Genomic DNA, 23,679 nt, shown 5'->3' on the forward strand with positions numbered 1-23,679 from the left:
CGCCGCCGCCAGAAGGAGCCTGCCACGGGCACCGCCGGGCGACGCGCACGACGCGAACGGGAACACCCGAACGCCGCCGCGCCCGCTGGGACGACTCACCCTTGCGAGGCCGCCGCTTCCCTGAGCGCGGTCAGCACCGGGCGGAACAGCGGATGCTCCTCGGCTCCGCGGCGCACCGCGGCGAACACCCGGCGGGTGGGGGCCACCCCGTCGACGGGCCGGACCACCACCCCCGTGAGGTCCATGTCGCGCAGCGCCGAGCGCGGGACGAGGGCCACGCCCGCCGCGGCCGAGGCGAGCGCGACCACAGCGCGGAAGTCGTCGGAGGAGTGCTCCAGGCGGGGCTGGAATCCGGCGTACTCGCAGGCCAGGACGACCACGTCATGGCAGGGGTTGCCCTGGTACGGGCCGATCCAGGGGTCCTCGGCGAGATCGGCGAGGGCCACCTGTGCGGCGTCGGCGAGGCGGTGGCCGGGCGGCAGCACCGCGTCGAACGGCTCGGCGTAGAGCGGCACCCGGGTCAGCCGGGGGTCGTCGGCCCGCGGCGCGCCCCGGTATTCGACGGCCACCGCCACCTCGACCTGCCGGTCGAGGACCATCCGCAGGCTGGCGTCGCCCTCGGCGTCCTGCACCCGGACCCGGATGCCGGGCGCGGAGCGGGCGAGCGCGGTGAGCGCGGGGGCGACGACCAGGCCGATGCCGGTGGCGAAGGCCGCGACGGTCACCGTGCCGGCCTCGCCCGAGCCGTACGCGGCGAGCTCGGACTCGGCGCGCTCCAGCTGGGCGAGGACGGCATTGGCGTGGGTGAGCAGGATGGCGCCCGCGGCGGTCAGCCGGACGCCGCGGGCGCTGCGCTCCACGAGGCGGTGGCCGGTCTCCTGTTCCAGGGCGGCCAGCTGCTGGGAGACCGCCGAGGGCGTGAGATAGAGCGCGGCGGCCGCGGCGGTGACCGTGCGGTGGTCGGCCACCGCACGGAGGATGTGCAGCCGGCGTGCTTCGATCATGTGGCCATTTTCTCAGGCCGGACCGGCAGTGCGCGTCACTCCGCGGCCTCGGCCTCCAGGGCGGCCTTCGCCGCCACGAAGGCGTCCACCGCGCGGTTGACGTCCTCGGTGGAGTGGGCGGCCGACAGCTGTACGCGGATCCGCGCCTGGCCCTGCGGGACGACGGGGTAGGAGAAGCCGATCACATACACCCCGCGCTCCAGCAGCAGCTCCGCCATCCGGGCCGCCCGGGCCGCGTCGCCGATCATCACGGGGGCGATGGCGTGGTCCCCGGGGAGGACGTCAAAGCCCTCCTCGGTCATCCGGGAGCGGAACAGCGCGGTGTTGGCGTGCAGCCGCTCGCGCAGCTCACCGGCCGACTCCAGCAGGTCGAGCACCTTCAGCGAGGCGGCGGCGATCACCGGGGCGAGCGAGTTGGAGAAGAGGTACGGGCGCGAGCGCTGGCGCAGCAGGGCGACGATCTCGGCGCGGGCCGCGACATAGCCGCCGGAGGCGCCGCCGAGGGCCTTCCCGAGGGTGCCGGTGATGATGTCGACGCGGTCCATGACGTCGTGGAGTTCGGGGGTGCCGCGGCCGCCGGGGCCGACGAAGCCGACCGCGTGCGAATCGTCGACCATCACCATGGCGCCGTAGCGCTCGGCCAGGTCACAGATCTCGCCCAGCGGCGCCACATAGCCGTCCATGGAGAAGACGCCGTCGGTGACGATCAGCTTGCGGCCCGCGCCCCCTTCGGACGCCTCCTTCAACTGGCGTTCCAGATCGGCCATGTCGCGGTTGGCGTAGCGGAAGCGGCGGGCCTTGCACAGCCGGATGCCGTCGATGATCGAGGCGTGGTTGAGGGCGTCGGAGATCACCGCGTCGTCCGGACCGAGGAGGGTCTCGAAGACACCGCCGTTGGCGTCGAAGCAGGAGGAGTAGAGGATGGTGTCCTCCTGGCCGAGGAAGCCGGCGATCCGCTGCTCCAGCTCCTTGTGGACCTCCTGGGTGCCGCAGATGAAGCGGACCGAGGCGAGGCCGTAGCCCCAGCGGTCGAGCGCTTCATGGGCGGCCGTGACGACCTCGGGGTGGTCGGCGAGGCCGAGGTAGTTGTTGGCGCAGAAGTTGAGGACCTCACCGGCGGCGCCGCCCGCGGTGACCGCGACGGTGGCGGACTGCGGGGTACCGATGACGCGCTCGGGCTTGTGCAGTCCGGCGGCGCGGATCTCGTCGAGGGTGGTGCGCAGTTCGTCGCGTACGGAGTCATACATGCGGGTGCTCCTTAGGGGTGCGGTGGGCGAGTGAGCCAAAGGGGCGCGCCGGTGTCGAGAGGCCGAGCGCGCGCAGGCCCGACGGAGGAGGGCTGAGCACGGTCGGTCTCTCGACACCGGCTGTTGTGCCCCGGAGGCGAACCGAGCCGCAATCAAACAGCCCAGTCGAGGATGATCTTGCCGCTGCGGCCGCTGGCGGCGTCGTCGAAGGCGGCGTCGAAGTCCTGGTAGGGGTAGCGGCCGGTGATCACGGGCGAGAGGTCGAGCCCGCCTTCGAGCAGGACGGACATCGCGTACCAGGTCTCGAACATCTCCCGGCCGTAGATGCCCTTGATCGTGATCATGGAGGTGACGATCCGGGACCAGTCGACGGGGAAGTCCTCGGCGGGCAGGCCGAGCACGGCGATCCGGCCGCCGTGCGTCATGTTGGCGATCATGTCGCGCATCGCCTCGGGGCGGCCTGACATCTCCAGTCCGATGTCGAAGCCCTCGCGCAGGCCCAGCTCCCGCTGCCCGTCGGCGATGGTCGCCTCGGCGATGTTGAGGGCGAGGCTGACGCCGGTCTTGCGGGCCAGTGCGAGCCGGGCCTCGCTGACGTCGGTGATCATGACGTTGCGGGCGCCGGCGTGCCGGGCGACGGCCGCGGCCATGATGCCGATCGGCCCGGCGCCGGTGATCAGCACGTCCTCGCCGACCAGCGGGAACGACAGCGCGGTGTGCACCGCGTTGCCGAACGGGTCGAAGACGGCGGCGATGTCGAGGTCGACGGGCACCCGGTGCACCCACACGTTGGTGGCGGGCAGTGCCACGTACTCGGCGAAGGCGCCGTCCCGGCCGACGCCGAGGCCGACGGTGGAGCGGCACAGATGGCGGCGGCCGGCCAGACAGTTGCGGCACTTCCCGCAGACCAGATGGCCTTCGCCACTGACCAGGTCGCCGGCCTTGACGTCGGCCACGTCGCGGCCGGTTTCCACCACCTCGCCGACGAATTCATGGCCGAGAATCAACGGGGTGTCCACGGCCTGCTGGGCCCAGCCGTCCCAGGCGCGAATGTGCAGATCCGTGCCGCAGATGCCGGTGCGCAGGACCTTGATCAGTACATCGCCCGGGCCGATTGCCGGTTCCGGCACGTCCATGAGCCGGAGTCCCGGCTCCGCCTTCTGCTTGACCAGTGCCTTCACCGTGGTGGCTCCCGTACGTAACCGTGACCTGCCGGGGGCGCATCTCGGCCACCCGATCTTCGTCAGGAAATCTTCCGTACCTCGGCCGCCGGGTCCATCGAGGTTTTCTTAAATGCGGTCACAGCTGGCCTTTACGCCCGTCCTGCCGCGGGTCCGGGGCGGGCGGACCGGGGAGTGTAGGGAGTCGCAACCGCGAACGTCGGAATTCATCACAGGTTGAGTGCCCATGAGCCTGGGGCGGGCGGCACTACGTAGGACTGGATGCAACCCCACACGGGTGCTGACGCGACGCACCGCGGCCTCCCGTGTGCATCGTTCCTGTGCGTCCCTGGAGGTCAGTGAATTGAGCCACCGACATGTGAACAAGCGGACGGGCGCCATCGCCGGCGCGGCCGTGGTCGCCATCGCGGGCGCCGCGATCCTGCTCCCCAACGCCAATGCGAGCACGGACCAGCCCGCCGCCCTGCGGACCTTCAGCGCCCCTGCGGCCACCCAGGTGGCGACGGCCCTCAAGGCCGATCTCGGGGACCAGGCCGCCGGCTGGTACCTGGACGGTGCGAACGGCCACCTGGTCATGAACGTCCTCTCGGAGGATGACGCGGCGAGCGTGCGGGCCAAGGGCGCCGTCGCCAAGGTCGTGCACAACAGCCTCACCGCCCTCAAGTCCGGTGCCCAGAGCCTGCGGGAGAACGCCTCGGTGCCCGGCACGGCCTGGTCGATCGATCCGAAGACCAACAAGATCGTGGTGCTGGCCGACAAGACGGTCACCGGCGCCAAGATGGCCATGCTCAGCAAGGTGACCGACAAGATGGGCGCCGAGATGGTCACCGTCAAGCGGTCCCGCGGTGAGTTCAAGCGGTTCGACGGCGGAGAGATGGGCGGTGCGGCGAACGGCATCGGGGGCGGCTCGGCGAACGCCAACGGGGGCGGTGCGGCGAACGGCAACAACGGCGGGGCCGCGGGAAGTGCGGCAGGCGGCAACGCGGGCGATGCGGCGGGCAGTTCGGCCGGCGACGACGGGCAGGGGGGCGGCGGTGGCGCAGCCGCCGGGCCGGTCGGCGGCAGTGCCATCTTCGGCGGCAACGCCCGCTGCTCGCTCGGCTTCAACGTCACGGTCAAGGGCGCCCCCGCGTTCCTGACGGCGGGGCACTGCGGCAACGACTCGAAGACCTGGTCGGCGGACCAGGGCGGCGGCCAGCCGCTGGGCACCGTCGCCGACTCCCAGTTCCCGAAGACCGACTTCGCGCTGGTCACCTACGACGACAAGGCCGCCCAGCCGCAGAGCGCGGTCGACCTGGGCAACGGCAGCACGCAGGAGATCACCAAGGCCGCGGAGGCCGCGGTCGGCATGAAGGTGCAGCGGTCCGGCTCCACCACCGGTCTCCACGACGGCACCGTCACCGGCCTGGACGCCACGGTGAACTACGGCAACGGCGATATCGTCAACGGCCTCATACAGACGGATGTCTGCGCGGAGCCCGGCGACAGCGGCGGCGCGATGTTCTCCGGCGACTCGGCCGTCGGACTGACCTCGGGCGGCAGCGGCGACTGCACCCAGGGCGGCGAGACCTTCTTCCAGCCGGTCACCGACGCCCTCGAAGCCACCGGGGCGGAGATCGGCGCCGGGGGCGGCGCGGGCGGCGGCGATGCGGGTGCCGGGGGTGCCGGTGACGCGGGTGCCGGCGGTGCCGGTGACGCGGGTGCCGGAAGTGCCGGTGACGCCGGTGCGGGAAGCGCCGGTGCCGGTGACGCGGGCGCGGGAAGCGCAGGTGCCGGTGACGCAGGTGCGGCGAACGCCGGTGCGGGTGACGCCGGTGCCGGCGCGCAGGACCCGGACGCCCAGGACCCCGGCACGGGCGCGCAGGACCCCACCACGGCCGGCGGTGACCCCCTCAACTGACCACAGGAACAAGGAGATTCGTGCTCCAGTCGGCGGCCCCGTCCACCCCGCAGAGGGGCGGGCGGGGCCGCCGGGTGGTACGGGGCCCCTGAGTATGGCGGAACCATAGCGACCGCCCACGGAGCGGTGCCAGAATTACCGGCCCTACTCCGACCCTTTCCTCAGGGGCACCATGGTGTCGAACGAAGTCGATTCCCATATCCCCGTCTTCCGCGGAGCCGGTCATCTGCTCCGCCTGACAGCCGATCTGGTGCGCAGGCCACGGCGCCGGGAGTGTCCGGAACCGGTGCGGCATCGCGGAGTGGCACAGGGCCGGGAAGGCCTGCCGGTGGTCTGTCTGGTGGCCGGCGACGACCACACCGCACTCGCCAAGGGCATCAGCTACTTCCTCAGCCACGCCGACCCCCGACGGGTGCCGCACGTCCTCTACGACCTCGGAGCCGACTCCGCACCCTCCTCGCCCGACTCCGTCGAGGCGGTACGCCGTACCCTGGAGCACCTGGCGAAGGGCTTCGCCCGCAGCGTCAACGGCAGCGACGGACGGGTCCGTTTCCGCCGCTTCGGCCTGGTCAACTGGCTGACCCAGCTCGGTGCGGACAGCGGCCCCGGCCACCCCGGCCACATCGAGGGCAATGACCACTCCCTGCTCCAGGCCCTGCGGGAGCGGGAGTTCCGGCGCCGGAGGCTGTTCGGCCTGCTGCGCTCGCCGGAGACCGAGCTCGCGGTGGACGGCACGGTGCCGTGGTGGGTCTGGCTGTTCGCGGTCCATGTCTTTCCGCTCGCCTGGTTCCGGATCCGCCGCGGACTGGGCCGCGAGTACCGCTGGCTGCTCAACCAGCCCTATCTCGCACCGCGCGATCCGGGCACCTTCACCGGGTTCGCCGAGCGGCTGACCGCACCCCACAACCAGGTGGAAGACCCGGACCAGTTACGGAAGTTGATGGTCAACGCGTTCCTGGAGGATCTGCGGGTCGCGTTCCGCCGCCGCATCTGGCGGCCCCGTACGGCCCGCCGCACCGCGTACTGCGTGGCGCTGCTGGACGGCATGGGTCCGGACACCTGCGGCCATCAACTGCTCCAGACGATCATCGATGTACGCAATGAGACCGGCGCCTTCGACCCGCTGCTGGTCATCAGCTGCGGCGCCGAGCCGCCCGCCGACGGCACCCAGGTCCGCGCGGACTGGGGACACCGCTCGCTGTGGGAGCTCACCGACCGGCTCTACGGCGGCTGGCGCGAGACCTTCCTGCACCAGGGCCGGGCCCGCAACCGCGCGCCCTGGTACCTGCCGGTCACCGTGCCGCGGCTGATGCCGCCGTCCCATGAGAGCTATGAGCTCACCCGACGGCTGGAGGTCGCCCAGGACGCCCGGCTGCGGATCCCCGAACCGCCGTTATGGGCCCGCCGGACGGCGTCCGTCCTGGCAGCCTGCGCGGTGACCGTCGCGCTGCTGGCCGCGGGCGCACTCGTACTGCGCTCCGAGAGCAACTACCGGCAGGCGCACTGCGGTCTGAGCCGCTTCGACGACGATGCGGCCACCCTGCTCACGGCGGAGACCGGCGAGTGCATCGGGGTGGCGCGGCACGGCTTCACCTTCCACTCCCCCGACCCGTCGCTCAACAAGACGTTGCAGACCATCTACGCCCAGAACACCCGCGCCGAGGAGGCGCACAAGGCGTCGCCGCAGCGCCCCTTCGTCACCCTCGTCCATCTGTCCGCGCTGCTCAGCGTCTCGGGCAAGGCCACCGGCCAGCTCGCCTACGGGCGCGAGGCGTTGCAGGGCGCGGCGAGCGCCCAGTCCCGGCAGCTGCGCAGCACCGGCAGCACCGAACCCATCCTGCGGATCCTCCCCGCCAACGCCGGCTCGGGGATGCGCTTCGGCACACGGGTGGTGGACATCCTGGAACGGCTCCAGCAGCAGGACCCGTCCCTCGTGGGCGTCACCGGACTCGACCAGAGCCGGGAGGCGACCAACCGGACGATCCGGAGACTGACCGCGGCGGGGCTGCCGATGGTGGCCACGACGCTGTCCGCGGACTCCCTGGTGCGGCAGTCACCCATGTACTTCCAGGTGTCGCCGCAGAACACCCGGGAGGCGGATGTCGCCGCGGCCTACGCCGACCACGTCGTGGAGCGGGACGGACGGAAGCCGGCCCGCAAGGTGCGGATCATCGGCTCCGCCGACCCCAGCGACACCTACAGCAAGACCCTCAGCGATGATGTCGCCGCACGCTTCCGGGCCCGTGGATTCGCGGTCGAGAAGGTGTCGTTCACCCCTCCCCCGTCCCCGGGCGAGGAACCCTCCTCGGACGCCCCCGGCCCCGGGGCGGTCGGCCGGCGGAGCTGTTCCTACCGGGGACTGGTGTTCTTCGCGGGGCGTTCGGAGGACTTCGAGTCGCTGCTCGGCGGCATCAGCGAGTCCTGCAACTCGGCCCCGCCCACGCTCATCGGCGGTGACGACGTGGCCCGGCTGGCCGCCGACGCGGACCGCCGGGAGCACTACCCGGGGATCCCGTACGACTTCCTGGACTTCACCCTCGGCTCGGCGCGCTGCGACGGGACCAGCGAGCTGTACGCGGAACTGAGCCGGATCTTCCACGACGAGTGCGCCAAGGTCCCCAACTCCTCGCTGGACGGGCATGCCGCGCTCGGCTTCGACGCCGTCAAGCTGTATGTGAACGCGGTCAAGCAACTGCGCGAGGAGGCCGCGCAGATGCCGCTGACCCCGCAGGCGGTGTGGCATGCGATCAGCGGTGTGCACGGCGACCAGGCGCTCGACGGAGAGAGCGGCATCATCAGCTTCGGCGGCGATGTGGACCGCCAGGTGCCGCTGGACAAGCTGCTGTCGGTACAGCACATCGACGGGGTGGGCCGGCCCACCCAGGCCGGGTTCTGCGGTCGGGTCGGCGGCCGTACCCAGTCGTCGTGGTGTCCGCCGCTGGAACCGGAGAAGGGCCGCTGACCCAGGGCGTCAGGACGAGGTGACGGTGAAGATGCCGCCGTCGGGGTCACGGACGACGGCCTGGTATCCCGCACCGTCGGCGGTGCCGGTCACGGGGGTGACGGTGCCGCCGGCGGCCACCGCGGCGGCCGTCACCTTCTCGATGTCATGGACCGGGAAGTGGACGTGCCAGCGGGGGCGCACCCGGGGGTCCGGGGCCGACTCGACGGCGCCGCCGCGCAGCGTGGCCACGATATGGCTGCCGTCGCGGACGATCACCTGGTCGTGTTCGTAGGTCACATCGCAGCCGCCCGGCTTCTCCGAGGCCCAGTCGAAGACCTCGGCGTAGAAGATGGCGGCCTCGAAGGCATCGCGGGTGCGCAGCTCCAGACAGGCGGGGGCGTTGCCCTGCCCGACCGACCAGGCCAGCGTCTGGCCCTCCCAGAATCCGAAGGAGGCGCCGTCACGGTCGGCGGCGAGGGCGGCGCGCCCGGGGCCGAGCTTGAGGGGGCCGACCGCGACCGTCGCTCCGCGCTCACGGATCTTGTCCGCGGTCTCATCGGCGTTCTCCACCGCGAAGTACGACGTCCAGGCCACCGCGACCCGGTAGCTCTGGGCGAGGGCACCGATACCGGCGACCGGCTCCCCGTCGGCCATGGCGATGGAGAACTCCTCGCCGAGGCTGGCCGGGCGGAAGTGCCACCCCAGGACGGCGGAGTAGAACGCCTGCGCCGCATCCAGGTCAGTGGTGAGCAAACTGACCCAGCACGGAGCGCCCCGTACCGGCGTCGTGGGGCCATGGGCCACCATCATCTGCCTCCTGTCGCTCGCACCCCCTCCCACTGTGCCAGCGACCCAGCGGGGCCGCACCAAGGGCACACCTCGCCCGCAGCGCGGTTGTGCCGGTCTTGATCAGGCTCGATGCTGTAAATACGAACCGGGCTGGGTTGAACCATGAACGCATGGATCGCGGCGGAGCGCGCCGACTTCCGTGGCCCGCTCGACGTCACCAGGGCGGCCACAGCGGTACTGGACGCCCACGACGTGGTCGTCGGGTGGAGCCCGACGGCCCGGCGGCTGCTGGGGTATTCGCCGGAGGAGATCATCGGCCGCCCTCTGGAGACGTTCCTGCCGGCCGCCGACGCGGCCGGTCCCGTGTGGGCCGAACGGCTGCCGGAGGCCTCACTGAGCGGCATCGAGCCCCGTACGGCGCGACACCGCGACGGCCGGCTGCTACGGGTGGCGATCAGCACCTGCCGGCTGAGCCCCGCGCACGGGGGCGTCGCCGGGGCGCCGGCCCGCATCCTCGTGGCGGCGGGGCTGGACGCACAGCAGATGTGGGAGTCCCAGCAGTCGATGCTGGAGGGGCTGGCGACGCAGTCCCCGGTGGCGCTCGGCATCTACGACAGGGACCTCCGGCTGACCTGGGCGAATGCCGCGTTCGTGCGGGAGATCGGGTTGCCGCTGCAAGAGTTCCTCGGCACCCGGGCCGAGGCGCTGTACCCCGACGGGGAGTTCGTGACCGAGGGGTATCCGCGCACGCTCGACGCGGTGATGAACCGGGTCCTGGAGACCGGGGAGCCGGTCCTCGATCTGCACTTCATCGGCCAGCAGCCCTCCGAGCCGGGGCCCGATCACGTCTGGTCCTGCTCCTACTACCGGCTGCTGGATCCCCGTGGGCAGGTGCTCGGGGTGTGCGAGGACACCTTCGACATCACCGACCGCTACCAGGCGCAGCGGCGGCTGAACCTCCTGGTGGCGGCCGGCAGCCGGATCGGCACCACGCTCGATATGGCCGTCACCGCCCGGGAGATGACCGAGGTCACGGTGCCGGACTTCGCCTCCTCGGTCACCGTGGACCTGGTCCGGTCCGTACTGGAGGGCGAGGAGCCGGAGCCGGGCGACGGCACCCTGCCCACCCTCGTCCGGGTCGCCACCCGCTCCGCCGGCGACCCGGCCGCCGCACCGCACAGCCCGTACCGCGTCGAGTACCCGCCGGGCTCGCTCCCGTACCGCAGTCTGTCCTCCGGCGGCATCGTGCGCACGGAGAGCTCCATGGTCGTACCGCTGCGGGCCGGCGGCACCGCGATGGGGCTGGTCACCTTCAGCCGCGGGGCGGAGCCCCCGGTGTTCGACAGGGGCGAGATCGAGCTCGCCGATGAGCTGGTGACCCGTACCGCGGTGTGCCTGGACAACGCCCGCCGCTTCACCCGGGAGCACGCCGCCGCGCTGACCTTGCAGCACCATCTGCTGCCGCAGCATCTGCCCGAGCAGTCCGCGGTCGATCTGGCCTACCGCTATCTGCCCAGCGACGACCGGGGCGGGGTCGGCGGCGACTGGTTCGACGTCGTCGGGCTGTCCGGCACCCGGGTCGGGCTGGTCGTCGGGGACGTGGTCGGCCACGGTCTGCGGGCGGCGGCGACCATGGGGCGGCTGCGGACGACCGTCCGGGCGCTGGCCCGGCTGGATCTCACCCCCGACGAGCTGCTGAGCCGGCTGGACGACCTGGTGGGGCAGCCCGCGGAGGACGGCGCGGCCCCGTCCGGCGCCGACGCCGGTCCGGACGATGTGGCCACCGGCGTGACCTGCCTCTACGCCGTCTATGACCCGGTCTCCCGGCACTGCACCATGGCGCGGGCCGGGCATCTGCCTCCGGCCGTGGTCGACCCCAGGCGCGGCCTGTACTTCCCGGATCTGCCGGCCGGCCCGCCGCTGGGCCTCGGCGGGCTGCCGTTCGAGTCGCTGGAGATCGAGCTGCCGGTGGGCAGTCTGCTCGCGCTGTTCACCGACGGGCTGGTGGAGGCCCGCAACCGGGACGTCGACGAGGGGCTGGAGATCCTGGGCCGGGTGCTGGCCGAGCACCGCCGGCCGCTGGAGGAGCTGTGCGACCGCGCCCTGGAGGAGCTGCTGCCGGACGGACCGGCCGCCGACGACTCGGCGCTGCTGCTGGTGCGCACCCGCGAGCTGGACGTACGGCAGGTGGCGGCGTGGGAGCTGCCCGCCGAACCGGCCGCCGTGGGCAAGGCCCGGGAGCTGGCCACCGGGCAGTTGGCGCAGTGGGGCCTGGCGGAGCTGTCGTACGCGACCGAGCTCGCGGTCAGCGAGCTGGTCACCAATGCCGTACGGCACGCCTCGGGGCCGCTGCACCTGCGGCTGTTGCGTGATCTGACCCTGCTGACCGAGGTCTCGGACACCGGCCACACCTCGCCGCACCTCCGGCACGCCGCCGGCGACGACGAGGGCGGGCGGGGGCTGTTCATCGTCGCGCAGCTGGTGCAGCGCTGGGGCACCCGTTACACGCCGTACGGCAAGACGATCTGGACCGAGCAGGCGTTTCCGCCGCGGTATCCCGGGGCCCCGAGGCCGGTCGGCTGACCGATGGCACGAGAAAAGGCCCTGCGCACGTCGTGCGGGTGTTCGGACACGGTCCCATCATGGAAACAAGCGAGGTCCCGGCGACTCGGCGGGCGCGGACACGAGGAGGACCTGTGACGAGCAATGGCACCGAGGAATCGGCCGCACACCGGCCGGCCGAGCTGTACACCGGCAGCGAACGGCCCTACGACCCGGAAGACCTGGTGAAGGCGTCCGGACGGGAACCCACCCCGCAGACCCTGGAGTGGGCCAGGCGTCTGATCGCAGAGGAAGGGCCCGGCGCCATCGAGCGGTATCTGCCGTGAGTCCTTGTTGAGAACCGCACCCCGTGCCATGGCACGGGGTGCGGTGGCGTACGGAGGTCTGCCGGGATGCGGAAAACCGCTTGCGGCGGCCCGCGACGGTCGGCAAGATCCCCTCGGCCGCTTCCGCGGCGCGCTCCGGACCCCCTGCGACGTTCCTCGCCGCTCCCGGCGCCCGGTGCCTCCCGGCCTCCGGCTCACCGGCCTCCGCTTCTCCGACGCAAGGAATCCCTCACCTCATGACCATCGAACGCGTCTCCCCGCCCGTCCGCGCCGGCGAGCGGGAGACCCTGCGCGGCTTTCTCGACTTCCACCGGACCACGCTCGCGATGAAGGCCGAGGGCCTCTCCGACGAGGAGCTGCGCCGGCAGTCCATGCCGCCCTCCACGCTCTCCCTGCTCGGTCTGGTCCGGCACATGGCCGAGGTGGAGCGCAGCTGGTTCCGCCGGGTGATCAACGGCGAGGACCTGCCCCTGGTCTGGTCGGCCGAGGGCGACTACCAGGCGGCCTACGACGCGAGCGAGGCCACCGGTGCGGAGGCCTTCGCCGCCTGGCAGACGGAGGTCGCCCACTCCCGCCGCATCGAGGAGGCCGCCCCCTCCCTCGACATCACCGGCTACCAGCCCCGCTGGGACGAACATGTCTCGCTGCGCCTCGTCATGCACCACCTCATCCACGAATACGCCCGCCACAACGGCCACGCCGACTTCCTCCGGGAAGGCATCGACGGCGCGGTGGGGGCGTGAACGGGCAGCTGCCTCAGCCCAGTTCGAGGCTGGTCACGCCGTAGGTGAGGTGCTGCTCCGCCGGCGGGACCTGTCCTGTGTACATGCGTACCGTGTGTGACCTGGGGGTCAGGCCGCGGCTCGTGGCCAGGGTATGGGCGGCGCTCCGGGGTTCGGGGATGTCGAGGAAGACCTCGGCCGACGGTTCCACGGAGGCGGTGAGGGCGTCGAACAGCGCCTCGGCGGCCTGCGGGGTCTCGGCGAAGAGCGGGCCGATGCGGTGGCCCGTGTGGGCCGGGCGCAGCACTCCGTAGCCCGCGATCCCGCCGTCGCGGACGTACGCGCGGGCGGTGTGGCCGGGGGCGGTCAGCCAGCGGGTGAGGAAGGCGCGCCGGTCGGCGGGGAAGCAGCGGCGGTCATAGGCGGCGAGCGCGTCGAGATGTGCGCCGGTGACGGCGACGACCTCCGACGGTGGTGGTGTGCCGGGGCCGTTGGGGCGTCCGCCGTAGCGGACGGTCTGGTAGGCGGGGGTGAACCCGGCGCGCCGGTAGGTGGCTTGCTGGGCGGGGACCGCGTCCAGACCGACGGTACGGGCGCCGGCGTGCGGGACGGCGGCGCGCCAGGTGGCGAGGCCCAGGCCCTGGCCGCGGTGGTCGGGGTGGACGAGGTAGTAGCCCAGGAAGGCGTAGGCGGCCGAGTAGTTGACGACGGAGACCGCGGAGACCGGCCGGCCGGCGCGGCGGCCGAGGAAGAAGCCCGCCGGGTCGGTGGGGTGGAAGCAGTCGGTGTCGTCGCGGCCGGGGTTCCACTCCTCGTCGGCGGCCCACCGGGCCACCTGCTGCCAGTCGTCCGCCGAGGCGGTGGTGACGGTGAGGTCGCCTGACGCGGAGGCCTGTCGGGGGGCGTTCGGGCGCGGGTCTTCGATGGTGGGCGGCATACCGGGGTCGTCCCTTCTGGTGGGGGCAGGGGGCGGATGCGGGCATGTCATGGCGTCAAGTACGAGGGTGGGGCGGGCCGTTGAGCGGGCCGGCCCGCCCGTCGTACGGACTGCGGAACTGCCGGTGGAGCAGGGCCGGACTCTAGATCAGGTCCATCGCCGCGACCTCGTCAGGGCGGCCGTAGCTGACCGGGCCCTGAAAGCGGCGGCGGGCGGTGGCGAACCACCACACGGTGGCGATGATCAGCACCACCGCGAGGGCGATGGGCGCGTAGTTGAACGAGGCGGGCGTGATCGGGGACGCCTGCGGCAGCATGAACAGCACATTGCTGATCAGGATCCAGGTCACCGCGATCGCCGCGACGGGCCGTCCGTAGCGGCCGAGGTTCCACGGTCCGGCCTGGAAGTCGTCGAGTCGCAGCCGCAGGAAGATGGGCACGGCGTAGGCGAGGAACAGGCCGACGACATTGACGCTCACCACCGCGGTGAAGGCGGTGTGCGACCACCAGCCGGGCAGCACCAGCACCAGCGGGCAGGCCGCCGCGAGCCATACGGCGTTGACGGGGGTGCGGGTGCGCGCGGAGACCGAGTGCCACCAACGGGAGCCGGGCATCGCGCCGTCCCGGGAGAAGGCGAAGATCTGCCGGGTATTGCTGGTCATGTTGGCGAGGCCGCAGAACAGCATGGCGCCGATAACGATCAACAACAGGAACTTCGCGGTGCTTTGGCCGAGCGCGTCGATGAGAATCTGTACCGGCGGCGCATCGGCACGCGCGGCACTGCCGTAGTCACGGATTGCATACACCAGCGCGAGCATCAGGATCAGCCCGGTGATCGCCGAGCAGGTGATGGCCCGCATGATGCCCCTGGGCGCGTTGACCGTTGCCTTCACGGTTTCTTCGGACATGTGGAAACTGCCGTCGAACCCGGTGAACGTCCAGCTGGTGACCAGCAGTCCCAGCATTCCGCCGTACATCGCGTTGGTGAAGCCGGTGTTGTTGACGAAGTGCGTGGCGAAAGACGGTGATTGATGGTGATCGGGGATGAAGGTCAGCGCGCCGACGATCACCACCATCCCGATCAGCAGCCACCACACGGAAATCCGGTTCAGCAGTGCGACCAGCCGCACGGTATACGTGTTGGCCAGCGCCTGGACGAGCAGGATGGCGGCGGTGATGCCGACGGTCTGCTGCGGCGTCGGCTCATAGGACGGCCACTGCATGGCGAGGAACGCCTGGATGAAGGTGGCGGCCGCGAAGTTGGTGGCCGCCGTACCGCCGACCTGTCCGACGAAGTTCAGCCAGCCCGTGTACCAGGACCAGGCGCCCTGATGCCGCTTGGCCAGCTTGCCGGCCGAGAAGTAGAGCGCGCCGCTGGTCGGGTAGGCGGAGGCGATCTCGCCCATCGCGGCGCCGACGAACAGCACCATGACCGATACCCCGACCCAGCCGAAGATGAGAATCCGCGGGCCGCCGGCATTCATGCCGAATCCGAAGGAGGAAAAGATTCCAGAAATGATGTTGATGATGGTGAAGGAGATGGCGAAATTGTCGAACGCGCGGAACCTGCGGGTGAGTTTCCGCGGATAGCCCATGGCATGCAGCGTGGCATCGTCGTCGAGCTGAACGGGATCTGCCGGGTGGGGAGATTTCGAGCGAGTGGGCGACAGGCGCTCGGACACAACCGAAACCTTTCTGGGGGGACTCGGAGGGGAGAAAAGGCGGGGCGGATCGGTTCGAACGGGCGGAGCGGATGCGGAGGAAGTGTGGAGCAGCTTCCGCTGTTTTCCGCGGCGCCGTATCAGGCTCCGTGCGGAACCGGGAGTCCACAGGAGCGTCTGGCCTTGGTCAATTGCTCCTCGGGATCACCGAATACACTCCAGGGCATACGTGCGGCGTACGGGCCCATGGCCGTGAAGACTTCCCGGGCCTCGAATTCACGTTTCGCCATGAACAGCGCATGGGCCAGATAGGACAGGTCCAGCACCGGTGTGAAGCGGTACGCAGCCACACCGGGGAACCAGTTGTGGTAGATGCCCATCGCAGTGGTGATGCACTGGGGTTGCTCCCATGTCCGGTCGGCGAGCAGGGCGGAGGGGTTGTAGTCCTCGACCAGCGCCACCAGCGGCAGCAGCCGGAGCGGGGAGGTGGCCGGGGCCCGCTGACTCAGGAACGCGGCAACGTCCCAGCTCGCGCTGGAGGAGCCGCCGTAGCGGATGAAGAAGAACGACAGGAAGCGGTGGTGCGCCTCGCGGTGCCACGGGTCGAGCCGCAGGATGTGCGCGAAGAGGTACCACGGACCGGTCGGCGCGGTCAGCAGCCCCTGCGGCGCGGGGTCCTGGGGGCGGTCGAGGCGGGCGAGCGCCAGCTGGGCGACCCAGGGGGTGGGGTCGTCGGGCAGCTCCTTCGCGGCCCGTTCGCAGGCGGACTGCGCTATCCGGGCCAGCGCGCCCTGCCGGCGGTCACCGGCGTCGGCCATGCGCAGGGCCCGCAGCATGGCCACCCGCGCCCAGAGCAACGCGGCCTCCGGGCCGGGCTCTTCGGCCAGCCAGCGCTCGGCCAGGTCCGAGTCGGCCGCCACGGACGCGAGGACGAGCGAGCGGTGGGCCCGCAGCTCGAAGTCGTCCCGGGTCTCCTTCAGCACCTCGTGCGCGCTCAAGTACCGGCCGGCCCTGACGTCCATACATGCCCGCGCCAGGGCCCGGTCATCGGCCGCCGGACTCCACGCGTACTGCCCCTCGAAAGAGCCGGCCGTCATGGTCCCCTCCCGGTCACGAAGGCGTCGTCCCCCACACCGCATTCCAGCCGCGCCGAATTCGGCGGGGATCCCTGCCATCGGTCAAGTGGCAGCGGGGCACACCCTACTCATCATCAACTCATTGCGAAAACAACCGTCTGGAATATCTGCTTCCGCACCTTTTCGTCGCGATGAGATTGAAGAGGAAACTATTTTCCGGCCGATCTCGCAGGAGCCCCCACTTTGTCACTTCCAGGACCCCTGGACACCCCAGGCCATTTATTTGGCATATTCACGTCCACAGGACCCCCACAACTGGAACCCGTCGGGCGATCACCCCTCCGTTTCTCCGGTTTCACCGGCCGATGGGGAGCCGAATCGAAAGTCAGGGAACGGCGGGAGGCGTCCGCACCCGACAGCCGGGAGTCACGACGGCGCCACCCCACCACAGCAACACCCTCCAGGTCCATACCAGTTGACCCGGGAGTAGGAACTCGACCGGTGCACCGAAACTTTCCGGCCAAACCGGCCGGGGGGTTATGCGCTCGCGAACGACGCCGCGGCCGCCCGGACGCACCCCGCGGCGCGCCTACCGGCCCGGTCCCCCCGCATCACAGATTCGCGTCAAGAGCAACCGAAATTAGCGGAAGCTACTTTCCGGAAGCGCGCGATCACATGTAGCGTTCGAGTGGACCGGAGGCCGTGACTTCGCACCACGTCATGGCTGAGCACGGGCATGGGCGCGAACGTTCCCGCGGCACGAACGGAGCGATTGCCCCCGTTGGGCGCACCCGCATCACGAGTGCCTGTTCGCCACCTACGCCTCAACACCGGGCTGTCTCACGATGGTTGCACAGCCCTCAGCACCCTTGAACGTCGAGCACCGCCATGTCTGTCCGTACACGCCTGCTTTGCAAGAGGAATGGGCCCAGATCATGTTTATGAACTCCTCGACGACCCCGCTTGCGTTGCGACCGGACGCCGACTTCGGCCGCGCGGTGACCGCCGGGCCCGGCGAAGGGCCACCCCTGGCGGTCGACCGGCTTCCCGACGGCAAGTGGCAACTGACCCTGCACGACCTGGAACCCGTATCGGTGCACCGGCTGCCCTCGGACGAGGTCCACATCATCCTGGCGCCGCCACGCGAGGACCCACCGCACTCCGGCGGGCCCACCACCGCGTCCGGCCCGCCCCGGCCCGAACCGATCCAGATCGATACCGCGGCCCGGACCGTCTTCATCAGAGGACGCCAACTCGGGCTACCACGGCTGGAATTCGATCTGCTCGCCCACCTTGTGCTGCACCCCCAGCGCGCCTTCACCCGGGAGCAGCTGATGACCGCGGTCTGGCCCAGCTGCCAGTCCAGCACCCGCACCGTCGATGTCCATATCGCCCGGCTGCGCCGGCGCCTGGGACCGGGCTTGCGCGACTCCATCAGCACGGTCTTCGGCATCGGCTACAAGTACCAGCCGCTGCCCTAGGGCCACACCGAAGAGGAGGGCCGGTGGCCGACGGGGACTCGGCCACCGGCCCTCTCGCGCGGAACGGGCCGGCAGCGGGCCCGCTATGTCCCGGCCGGGACGGCGTTGAGGTGGGCCGGGGTGCCGGCGGCGGGTTCCTTGCGGACGAAGGCCCGCCGCAGGGCGTGGTAGGGCTGGTCCGGATCGAAGAAGATGCGGTGCATACGGGCCAGTTCGTGCTCCCGGTAGGCGGCGAGCGGACGCTCCGCCTCGTCCCGCTCCCGCTGGGCCTTCTTCGCGGCGATACGGGTCTGGACCGCGGGCGAGGACGCCAGCCGCCCGGCCAGGTGTGCGGTCTGCGCCGCGAACTCCTGCGGAGCGCAGTCGAGGAGCCGGTCCACCAGCCCGAGCCGCTGGCCGGCCGCCGCGGTGACCGGCAAGGCGCGCCGGGTGAGTTGTGCGGCCACCTCGGCCCCGGCCCGCCCGGGCAGGGTGTACGTCCAGTACTCCGAGCCGTACAGCCCCATCAGCCGGTAGTGGGGGTTGAGCACCACGGCCGAGCGGCACCACACCTCGTCGGCGGCGAGGGCCAGCATCACCCCGCCGGCCGCGGCGTTGCCGCCGAGCGCGGCCACCACCAGCCGGTCGGTGGTGGTCAGCACGGCGTGCACCAGATCGTCGATCGCGTTGATATTGGCCCAGGACTCGGCGGCCGGATCCGCGGCGGCCTCGATGACGTTGAGGTGGATGCCGTTGGAGAAGAAGTCCCGGCGGCCGCCGAGGACCAGCACGGAGGTCGGCCGGGTACAGGCGTGCCGGTAGGCGGCGAGCAGCCGGCGGCAGTGGTCGGTGCTCATCGCGCCGCCGGGGAAGGAGAACTCCAGAAAGCCGGCCGGCCCGTCCTCGCGGTAGCGGATATCGGTCCAGGTGCCGGGGCGGTCGCCGGCCTCGAGCGGGGCCGGGATCTCGGGGAGCGGGGGCAGGGCTTCGCCCAGTGCCAGGGTGGCCGGCAGCTTGAAGGTGCCGGGCTCCCCCGGGCGGCGGGCGGGCCGCAGTTCGGGGATCCAGACCGCGCCGTCGGCCGTCGCCCGGCAGATCGCACCGCTCCGGGTCGCCAGCAGCTCACCGGGCCGGCCGGTCAGGGTGCCCTCCCGGTGGCCACCGTGCAAATACCAGGTACCGCCGAGGAGTTCGTCCCGTACACCGGGCTGGGAATCGGCGGCGCGCAGCTTGCGTACGACGGTGTCGGTGGGGTCGCGGTGCCAGTCGATCCGGCGCAGGTCCTGACGGAACGGCGGCCGGGGGCGGCCGGGGGTGGCGGTGGCCGGCAGGGAGTGCTGCGGCTGCGGGCGGTGGGCGCCGGACGCCACCCGGCCGACGGCCGACAGGACCGCCTCGATCGCCGCATCGGCGATCTCGTTGCGGTAGAGATCGCTCTTGCCGACCTCGGGGACGGTGCACTCGGCCGCGGCCCAGATATCGCCGGCGTCCATCTCGTCGTTGGCCTGGAGGACGGTGACGCCCCACCGGTCCGCCCCCAGGTGCACCGCCCAGTCCACCGAGGACGGGCCGCGGTCGCCGACCGGGCCGGGGTGCACGATCAGGCAGGTGTACGCGGACCACACCTCGCGGGGAACCGCCGTCTTGAGCATCGGCGCCACGATCAGTTCGGGGTCATGGCCGCGTACGACGTCCAGCAGCGGTGTCTCCCGCGTCACCAGCTCGACGCTCACCTGGTGTCCGCTGTCGCAGAGTTCGGCGTGGACGCGTTGTGTCAGGCTGTTGAACGCGCCGGCGATGAGCAGAATGCGCACGGCAGACTCCCCTGGGGTGGGACCGATGAGCGAATGTGCTGATCGTTTCCCGGCCGGGCAGGTCTCCTTTGGGGCCCGCGTGGCAGGTCACCCCATCGGCCGCCTCCGTACGGCGCAATGCACCGGTTCCGGCCATGATCCGGAGGGCCCGTACGGCCGAGTGCGCCGAGCGAACTTCTGATGGTTCGTCACTTGGTTCCCTCGTTGATCACTATGACGGAATCCCGCCAAAGTTGGCGCACCGGTCATGTTTCGCCCCACGCCCGCATTGCCTTTAATTGACATCCACTTGATCATACTTTTACCTTCAGGTGCTGCGGCATCAGCGCAGGTCAGCGCAGGGTGCCCGGCACCTTTCCGCAGTCTTCACCCTTCCCGGAGGTCCTTATGGAGCAGCTCATCAAGAAGATGGCCCAGGACGCCGTCTGGCAGAACTGGCTGGCCGCCAACTCCGCACAGCAGGCGGCGAAGAACGGCTGCATCAGCGCCGCCCCCAAGGCCGGCTGCATCAGCGCCACGCCCAAGGCCGGCTGCATCTCCTGAGCCCCGGCTCGCGGGGTGCCCGGGAGCGGAGCAACGGTGGCGCTTCCCCTGCCGCCGGACCACTCCGCGCCCGGGCGCCCCGCCCGCACCGCCCCACGGGCACCGTTCTCCTAGGGCCTGTCGTTTGGATCAGGCCGGGCTCGCGGGGGCTGGCACGCACATCTGCGGCGTTGTCGTCACTCGCCGACGCTCCGCGTCGACTCCCTCCTCCGCCTTGCAGCTGCACGCACCAGACCCCGCTCCCTGATCCGGCCTGATCCAAACGACAGGCCCTAGCCGTCACGAGGAATCCATGGATGGTCAGCCGACCGCCGAGGTCATCGAGCAGATCCGCGACATACCGATCTACCGCGAGTCGCTGGCGAAGGGGTACTTCCCCGTACTGGACAAGCCGGAGATCGCCCGCGGCTTCCCCGACAACTGGATGACGCCCCGGCTGGCCGCGGCGCTGGAGGCCGGCGAGGCGGAGTACGTCCTGTCCACCGGCACCAACCACGCCCGGATGCAGATCATCCGGCCCCCGTACTTCCTGCTGCGCTCCTACTACCAGCTGTGGAGCGAGCATCCGGACATCGCCGCCACCTGGGAGTCCGGCTGCCGGCGCGTCTCGCTGACCACCGTGCTGGCGACGGAGCACGTCGCCCGGGTCAACGCCGCCCGCAGCGGCGTTCCGCCGAAGCCCGTGCCGACCCTGGACGACCGCCGGCTCGACGACCGCACCTGCTATCTCAACCTCCGGCTCGACCCGGCGCTGTGGGAGCGCGACGAGGTGGTGCGGATGCTCCAGGAGATCGAGCAGGCCCGGCAGAGCCACCCGCACGGCTGGTACCACCTCGACTGCTCCGGATACCACCTGGCGCATCTGGTGCGGAAGGTCGGCGAATGGGGACTGTGGGACGACTTCCCGCCGCCCGCCAGCATCATCCACGCCTACGAATACACCCCGGTGAACGTCCGGCGCTTTCTCCAGCAGCACTTCGCCTGCCCGATCATCGACCTGTTCGGCAGCACCGAGCTCGGCTATCTCTATTACAGCGACCAGCGTGGCACCTACCGGCCGCACCTCGACAAGATGAGCGTGGAACTCCACCCGGTCGCCCCCGGCAGCACGATCCACCAGCTCATCGTCTCCAGCGTGCGCAACCCCTATATGCCGCTGATCCGGTATCGCTCGGGGGACTGCGTCCGCACCCTGGACGGAACGCCGGACCCCGACAAGATCGTCCAATTCTGCGGCCGGGAGAAGGAGTTGCTGAGCACTCCGCACGGACCGGTGGCCCAGGGTGATCTCGACCGGTGCATCGGTGAGGCGTCCTGCCATGTGTTCGTGCACCAATTGCAGCTGACGGGGGATTCCGAGGCGCGGCTGGCGTATACGACTTTCAGCGGTGCCCCCGTCGACACCGCGGAGGCCGCGGCCCTGGAGGAGGGCATCGGTGAACTCACCGGGCTGCGCTGCCGGGTCGAGCACCGCCGTCATATCCCCATCGGGAAGTCGGGAAAGTACGCCTGGCTCGCCGGCCCCGTCTGACCCGCCCCGCCCGCCCGACCTGTAGAGGAGCACTCATGACCGGCCGACCGCCGCTCTCCGCCGACGACCTGAGGGACCTCCTCGGGGAGGCCCTGCACACCGAAGTGGTGAACCATTTCCACGCGAAGAGCACGGACATTCCGCGGGATTTCGTGGTACGGCAGGTCACCGAATGTCTGCGGTACCTCTATCTCGTCTCCCGGCACCGTGAACAGCTCGGCGGGCTGTTCCTGCCGGTCGAGCAGGACATCGACGAGATCTGGCACTACCTCATTCTCCAGACCCGCGAATACCGGGCGCTCTGCGAGGAGCGGCTGCCGGGGCGGTTCTTCATCGAGCACCGCAGCATCGCCTACGAGGACTATCAGCAGGAGCCGGGCCGCGAGCAGGCGCTCGAAGAGGCCCTGCGCTGGATCCCGTTGTACTGCCGGGAATTCGGTCCGTTCGACGAGGGCGCGTTGCCGCACTGGACCATTGTGCGTTTTCTGCACGAGCAGATGGATCTGCCGCTCGCCGACATCTCTGCGCTGGAACCGATGGCAGCGGCATAGCGTGGGTCCGGTACCCCGCACCGCCGGCTCGGACGGAAAGGAATCATGACGGCTCGGAACACCGCGCCGGCCACGCGCGATATCCCGGAACAGCGGCGCATTCTGACGGTTCTGGTCATCTCCCAGGTCCTCAGCGGTGCGGGCCTGGCCGCGGGCATCACCGTCGGCGCGCTGCTCGCGGAGGAGATGCTCGGCTCGACGGGGCTGGCCGGTCTGCCCAGTGCGCTCTTCACCGCCGGGTCCGCGCTCGGCGCGGTCGGCATCGGGCGGATCTGCCGGCGCTGGGGCCGGCGTCCTGGGCTGGCGCTCGGATACGGCGCCGGGTCGCTCGGCAGCCTCGGGGTCGTGGCGGCGGCCGCCGCCGACAGTGCCGTGCTGCTGTTCCTGGGCCTGCTGGTCTACGGGGCCGGCACCGCGACGAACCTGATGGCGCGCTATGCGGGTGCGGATCTGGCCTCCCCCGCGCGGCGCGGCCGTGCGGTGAGCACGGTGCTGTTCGCCACCACGCTCGGCGCGGTGGCCGGTCCCAATCTGGTGTCGGTCACGGGCGGGTGGGCGCACTCCCTCGGCATCCCCCGGCTCGCCGGGCCGTTTCTGCTGGCCGTCGCGGCCTTCGGGGCGGCAGCGGTGGTACTGGCCGCCCTGCTGCGGCCCGATCCGCTGCGGCTCGCCGAGGCGCTGGCCAAGGAGGCGGCCGATCGCCCGGACTCCGGCGAACCGGCCGCCGAGGGAGAGGCCCCGCTGACGGGCCGTCCGTACCGGCGCGGGGTCGTCACCGGCACCACGGTCATGGTCCTCGCCCAGCTCGTGATGATCGCGATCATGACGATGACGCCCGTCCATATGCAGGCGCACGGCCATGACACCCAGGCCGCGGGGCTGGTCATCGCGCTGCACGTAGGAGCGATGTTCCTGCCCTCACCGCTCACAGGTCTGCTGGTCGACCGGATCGGCCGGCAGTGGGTCGCCGCGGCCTGCGGCCCGGTCCTGCTGGCCGCCGGTGTGCTCGCCGCCCTGGCGCCGGCGCACTCCGTTCCCGCGCTCGCCACCGCGCTCGTACTGCTGGGCCTCGGCTGGAACTTCGGGCTGATCAGCGGCACCGCCCTGGTCACCGACGCGCTGCCGCCCGACCGGCGGGCCCGCGTCCAAGGCCTGGTGGACGTCGGGATCTCCCTCGCCGGTGCGACCGGGGGCATGTCCTCGGGGCTGGTCGTCGTCCTCGGCGGATATCCGGTGCTGGCGCTGGCCGGCGGACTCCTCGCGCTGGCGGTCGTACCGGTGGTCGCCTGGTCGGTCCGCCGGCCGCCGCGCGCCGTCGCCGCCGCGGCCGCTCTCAGCGAAACGGACCGGACCTGAACTCCCGTACATGGCAACGGCGGTGACGGCAGCGCAATCCGGGAAATCTTGAAACTTGGCGTCATTTCTCGTTATC

The 23,679-nt window shown here is 71.0% G+C and carries 18 protein-coding genes; 10 read left to right on the plus strand and 8 right to left on the minus strand.

Features of this window, described 5'->3' with window-relative positions; translation table 11 throughout:
* Positions 1-95: 95 nt before the first annotated feature.
* The 3 genes from ACZ55A_RS28085 to tdh all read right to left on the minus strand — a co-directional run bounded on the left by ACZ55A_RS28085 (position 96) and on the right by tdh (position 3,432).
* Positions 96-1,004 (minus strand): LysR family transcriptional regulator, encoded by a 909-nt coding sequence (locus tag ACZ55A_RS28085; RefSeq protein WP_468845595.1) that lies wholly within the window; start codon positions 1,002-1,004, stop codon positions 96-98.
* Positions 1,005-1,039: 35 nt separating this feature from the next.
* Positions 1,040-2,251, minus strand: a complete 1,212-nt coding sequence (locus ACZ55A_RS28090; protein WP_468845598.1) for a glycine C-acetyltransferase — start codon at positions 2,249-2,251, stop codon at positions 1,040-1,042.
* A gap of 152 nt (positions 2,252-2,403) precedes the next feature.
* Positions 2,404-3,432, minus strand: a complete 1,029-nt coding sequence (gene tdh, locus ACZ55A_RS28095) for an L-threonine 3-dehydrogenase (protein WP_468845600.1) — start codon at positions 3,430-3,432, stop codon at positions 2,404-2,406.
* Positions 3,433-3,790: 358 nt separating this feature from the next.
* On the opposite strand from tdh, the gene ACZ55A_RS28100 reads away from it, so the two are divergent.
* Both ACZ55A_RS28100 and ACZ55A_RS28105 read left to right on the plus strand, forming a co-directional pair.
* Positions 3,791-5,332, plus strand: a complete 1,542-nt coding sequence (locus ACZ55A_RS28100; protein WP_468845603.1) for a S1 family peptidase — start codon at positions 3,791-3,793, stop codon at positions 5,330-5,332.
* Positions 5,333-5,504: 172 nt separating this feature from the next.
* Positions 5,505-8,294: an ABC transporter substrate-binding protein gene (locus ACZ55A_RS28105; protein ID WP_468845606.1), complete on the plus strand. Its 2,790-nt coding sequence runs from the start codon at positions 5,505-5,507 to the stop codon at positions 8,292-8,294.
* Positions 8,295-8,303: 9 nt separating this feature from the next.
* On the opposite strand, the gene ACZ55A_RS28110 is transcribed toward ACZ55A_RS28105, so the two are convergent.
* A complete protein-coding gene (locus ACZ55A_RS28110) occupies positions 8,304-9,083 on the minus strand; it encodes a VOC family protein (protein WP_468845904.1) in 780 nt (259 codons plus the stop codon).
* 144 nt (positions 9,084-9,227) lie between these two features.
* On the opposite strand from ACZ55A_RS28110, the gene ACZ55A_RS28115 reads away from it, so the two are divergent.
* The 3 genes from ACZ55A_RS28115 to ACZ55A_RS28125 all read left to right on the plus strand — a co-directional run bounded on the left by ACZ55A_RS28115 (position 9,228) and on the right by ACZ55A_RS28125 (position 12,696).
* Complete coding sequence (locus ACZ55A_RS28115; RefSeq protein ID WP_468845609.1) at positions 9,228-11,648, plus strand: SpoIIE family protein phosphatase; 2,421 nt, start codon at positions 9,228-9,230, stop codon at positions 11,646-11,648.
* 113 nt (positions 11,649-11,761) lie between these two features.
* Positions 11,762-11,953, plus strand: coding sequence for a hypothetical protein (locus tag ACZ55A_RS28120; RefSeq protein ID WP_468845612.1), 192 nt, complete (start codon positions 11,762-11,764; stop codon positions 11,951-11,953).
* A gap of 236 nt (positions 11,954-12,189) precedes the next feature.
* On the plus strand, positions 12,190-12,696 hold the full coding sequence (locus ACZ55A_RS28125; protein ID WP_468845615.1) for a DinB family protein: 507 nt from the start codon (positions 12,190-12,192) through the stop codon (positions 12,694-12,696).
* Positions 12,697-12,709: 13 nt separating this feature from the next.
* On the opposite strand, the gene ACZ55A_RS28130 is transcribed toward ACZ55A_RS28125, so the two are convergent.
* From ACZ55A_RS28130 to ACZ55A_RS28140, 3 genes are all read right to left on the minus strand, one after another.
* Complete coding sequence (locus tag ACZ55A_RS28130) at positions 12,710-13,612, minus strand: GNAT family N-acetyltransferase (RefSeq protein WP_468845618.1); 903 nt, start codon at positions 13,610-13,612, stop codon at positions 12,710-12,712.
* Between the two features lie 142 nt (positions 13,613-13,754).
* Positions 13,755-15,206 carry an amino acid permease gene (locus ACZ55A_RS28135; RefSeq protein WP_468845907.1) on the minus strand — a complete coding sequence of 484 codons (1,452 nt, stop codon included), beginning with the start codon at positions 15,204-15,206 and terminating at the stop codon, positions 13,755-13,757.
* Positions 15,207-15,412: 206 nt separating this feature from the next.
* Positions 15,413-16,369, minus strand: a complete 957-nt coding sequence (locus tag ACZ55A_RS28140; RefSeq protein ID WP_468845620.1) for a hypothetical protein — start codon at positions 16,367-16,369, stop codon at positions 15,413-15,415.
* Positions 16,370-17,283: 914 nt separating this feature from the next.
* On the opposite strand from ACZ55A_RS28140, the gene ACZ55A_RS28145 reads away from it, so the two are divergent.
* Positions 17,284-17,829 (plus strand): winged helix-turn-helix domain-containing protein, encoded by a 546-nt coding sequence (locus ACZ55A_RS28145; RefSeq protein ID WP_468845623.1) that lies wholly within the window; start codon positions 17,284-17,286, stop codon positions 17,827-17,829.
* Between the two features lie 83 nt (positions 17,830-17,912).
* Here the strand turns inward: ACZ55A_RS28145 and ACZ55A_RS28150 are convergent, their stop codons facing one another.
* A complete protein-coding gene (locus ACZ55A_RS28150) occupies positions 17,913-19,622 on the minus strand; it encodes an enoyl-CoA hydratase-related protein (RefSeq protein ID WP_468845625.1) in 1,710 nt (569 codons plus the stop codon).
* Between the two features lie 387 nt (positions 19,623-20,009).
* On the opposite strand from ACZ55A_RS28150, the gene ACZ55A_RS28155 reads away from it, so the two are divergent.
* The 4 genes from ACZ55A_RS28155 (at position 20,010) to ACZ55A_RS28170 (ending at position 23,603) form a co-directional block, all read left to right on the plus strand.
* The gene (locus ACZ55A_RS28155) at positions 20,010-20,165 is read left to right on the plus strand and encodes a hypothetical protein (RefSeq protein WP_468845627.1); all 156 of its coding nucleotides are present in this window, start codon (positions 20,010-20,012) and stop codon (positions 20,163-20,165) included.
* A 292-nt stretch (positions 20,166-20,457) separates the two neighbouring features.
* Complete coding sequence (locus ACZ55A_RS28160) at positions 20,458-21,696, plus strand: hypothetical protein (RefSeq protein WP_468845629.1); 1,239 nt, start codon at positions 20,458-20,460, stop codon at positions 21,694-21,696.
* A gap of 35 nt (positions 21,697-21,731) precedes the next feature.
* Positions 21,732-22,247 carry a glycine-rich domain-containing protein gene (locus ACZ55A_RS28165; protein WP_468845631.1) on the plus strand — a complete coding sequence of 172 codons (516 nt, stop codon included), beginning with the start codon at positions 21,732-21,734 and terminating at the stop codon, positions 22,245-22,247.
* A gap of 45 nt (positions 22,248-22,292) precedes the next feature.
* On the plus strand, positions 22,293-23,603 hold the full coding sequence (locus ACZ55A_RS28170; protein WP_468845633.1) for an MFS transporter: 1,311 nt from the start codon (positions 22,293-22,295) through the stop codon (positions 23,601-23,603).
* Positions 23,604-23,679: the final 76 nt, after the last annotated feature.

Source organism: Streptomyces sp. NPDC034111, assembly GCF_055575375.1.

Coding starts and splice junctions, on each gene's coding strand:
- ACZ55A_RS28085 (WP_468845595.1), bottom strand. CDS start 1,004: ATGATCGAAGCACGCCGGCTGCACATCCTCCGTGCGGTGGCCGACCAC.
- ACZ55A_RS28090 (WP_468845598.1), bottom strand. CDS start 2,251: ATGTATGACTCCGTACGCGACGAACTGCGCACCACCCTCGACGAGATC.
- ACZ55A_RS28105 (WP_468845606.1), top strand. CDS start 5,505: ATGGTGTCGAACGAAGTCGATTCCCATATCCCCGTCTTCCGCGGAGCC.
- ACZ55A_RS28110 (WP_468845904.1), bottom strand. CDS start 9,083: ATGGTGGCCCATGGCCCCACGACGCCGGTACGGGGCGCTCCGTGCTGG.
- ACZ55A_RS28115 (WP_468845609.1), top strand. CDS start 9,228: ATGAACGCATGGATCGCGGCGGAGCGCGCCGACTTCCGTGGCCCGCTC.
- ACZ55A_RS28125 (WP_468845615.1), top strand. CDS start 12,190: ATGACCATCGAACGCGTCTCCCCGCCCGTCCGCGCCGGCGAGCGGGAG.
- ACZ55A_RS28130 (WP_468845618.1), bottom strand. CDS start 13,612: ATGCCGCCCACCATCGAAGACCCGCGCCCGAACGCCCCCCGACAGGCC.
- ACZ55A_RS28135 (WP_468845907.1), bottom strand. CDS start 15,206: ATGGGCTATCCGCGGAAACTCACCCGCAGGTTCCGCGCGTTCGACAAT.
- ACZ55A_RS28140 (WP_468845620.1), bottom strand. CDS start 16,369: ATGACGGCCGGCTCTTTCGAGGGGCAGTACGCGTGGAGTCCGGCGGCC.
- ACZ55A_RS28145 (WP_468845623.1), top strand. CDS start 17,284: ATGTTTATGAACTCCTCGACGACCCCGCTTGCGTTGCGACCGGACGCC.
- ACZ55A_RS28155 (WP_468845627.1), top strand. CDS start 20,010: ATGGAGCAGCTCATCAAGAAGATGGCCCAGGACGCCGTCTGGCAGAAC.
- ACZ55A_RS28160 (WP_468845629.1), top strand. CDS start 20,458: ATGGATGGTCAGCCGACCGCCGAGGTCATCGAGCAGATCCGCGACATA.
- ACZ55A_RS28165 (WP_468845631.1), top strand. CDS start 21,732: ATGACCGGCCGACCGCCGCTCTCCGCCGACGACCTGAGGGACCTCCTC.
- ACZ55A_RS28170 (WP_468845633.1), top strand. CDS start 22,293: ATGACGGCTCGGAACACCGCGCCGGCCACGCGCGATATCCCGGAACAG.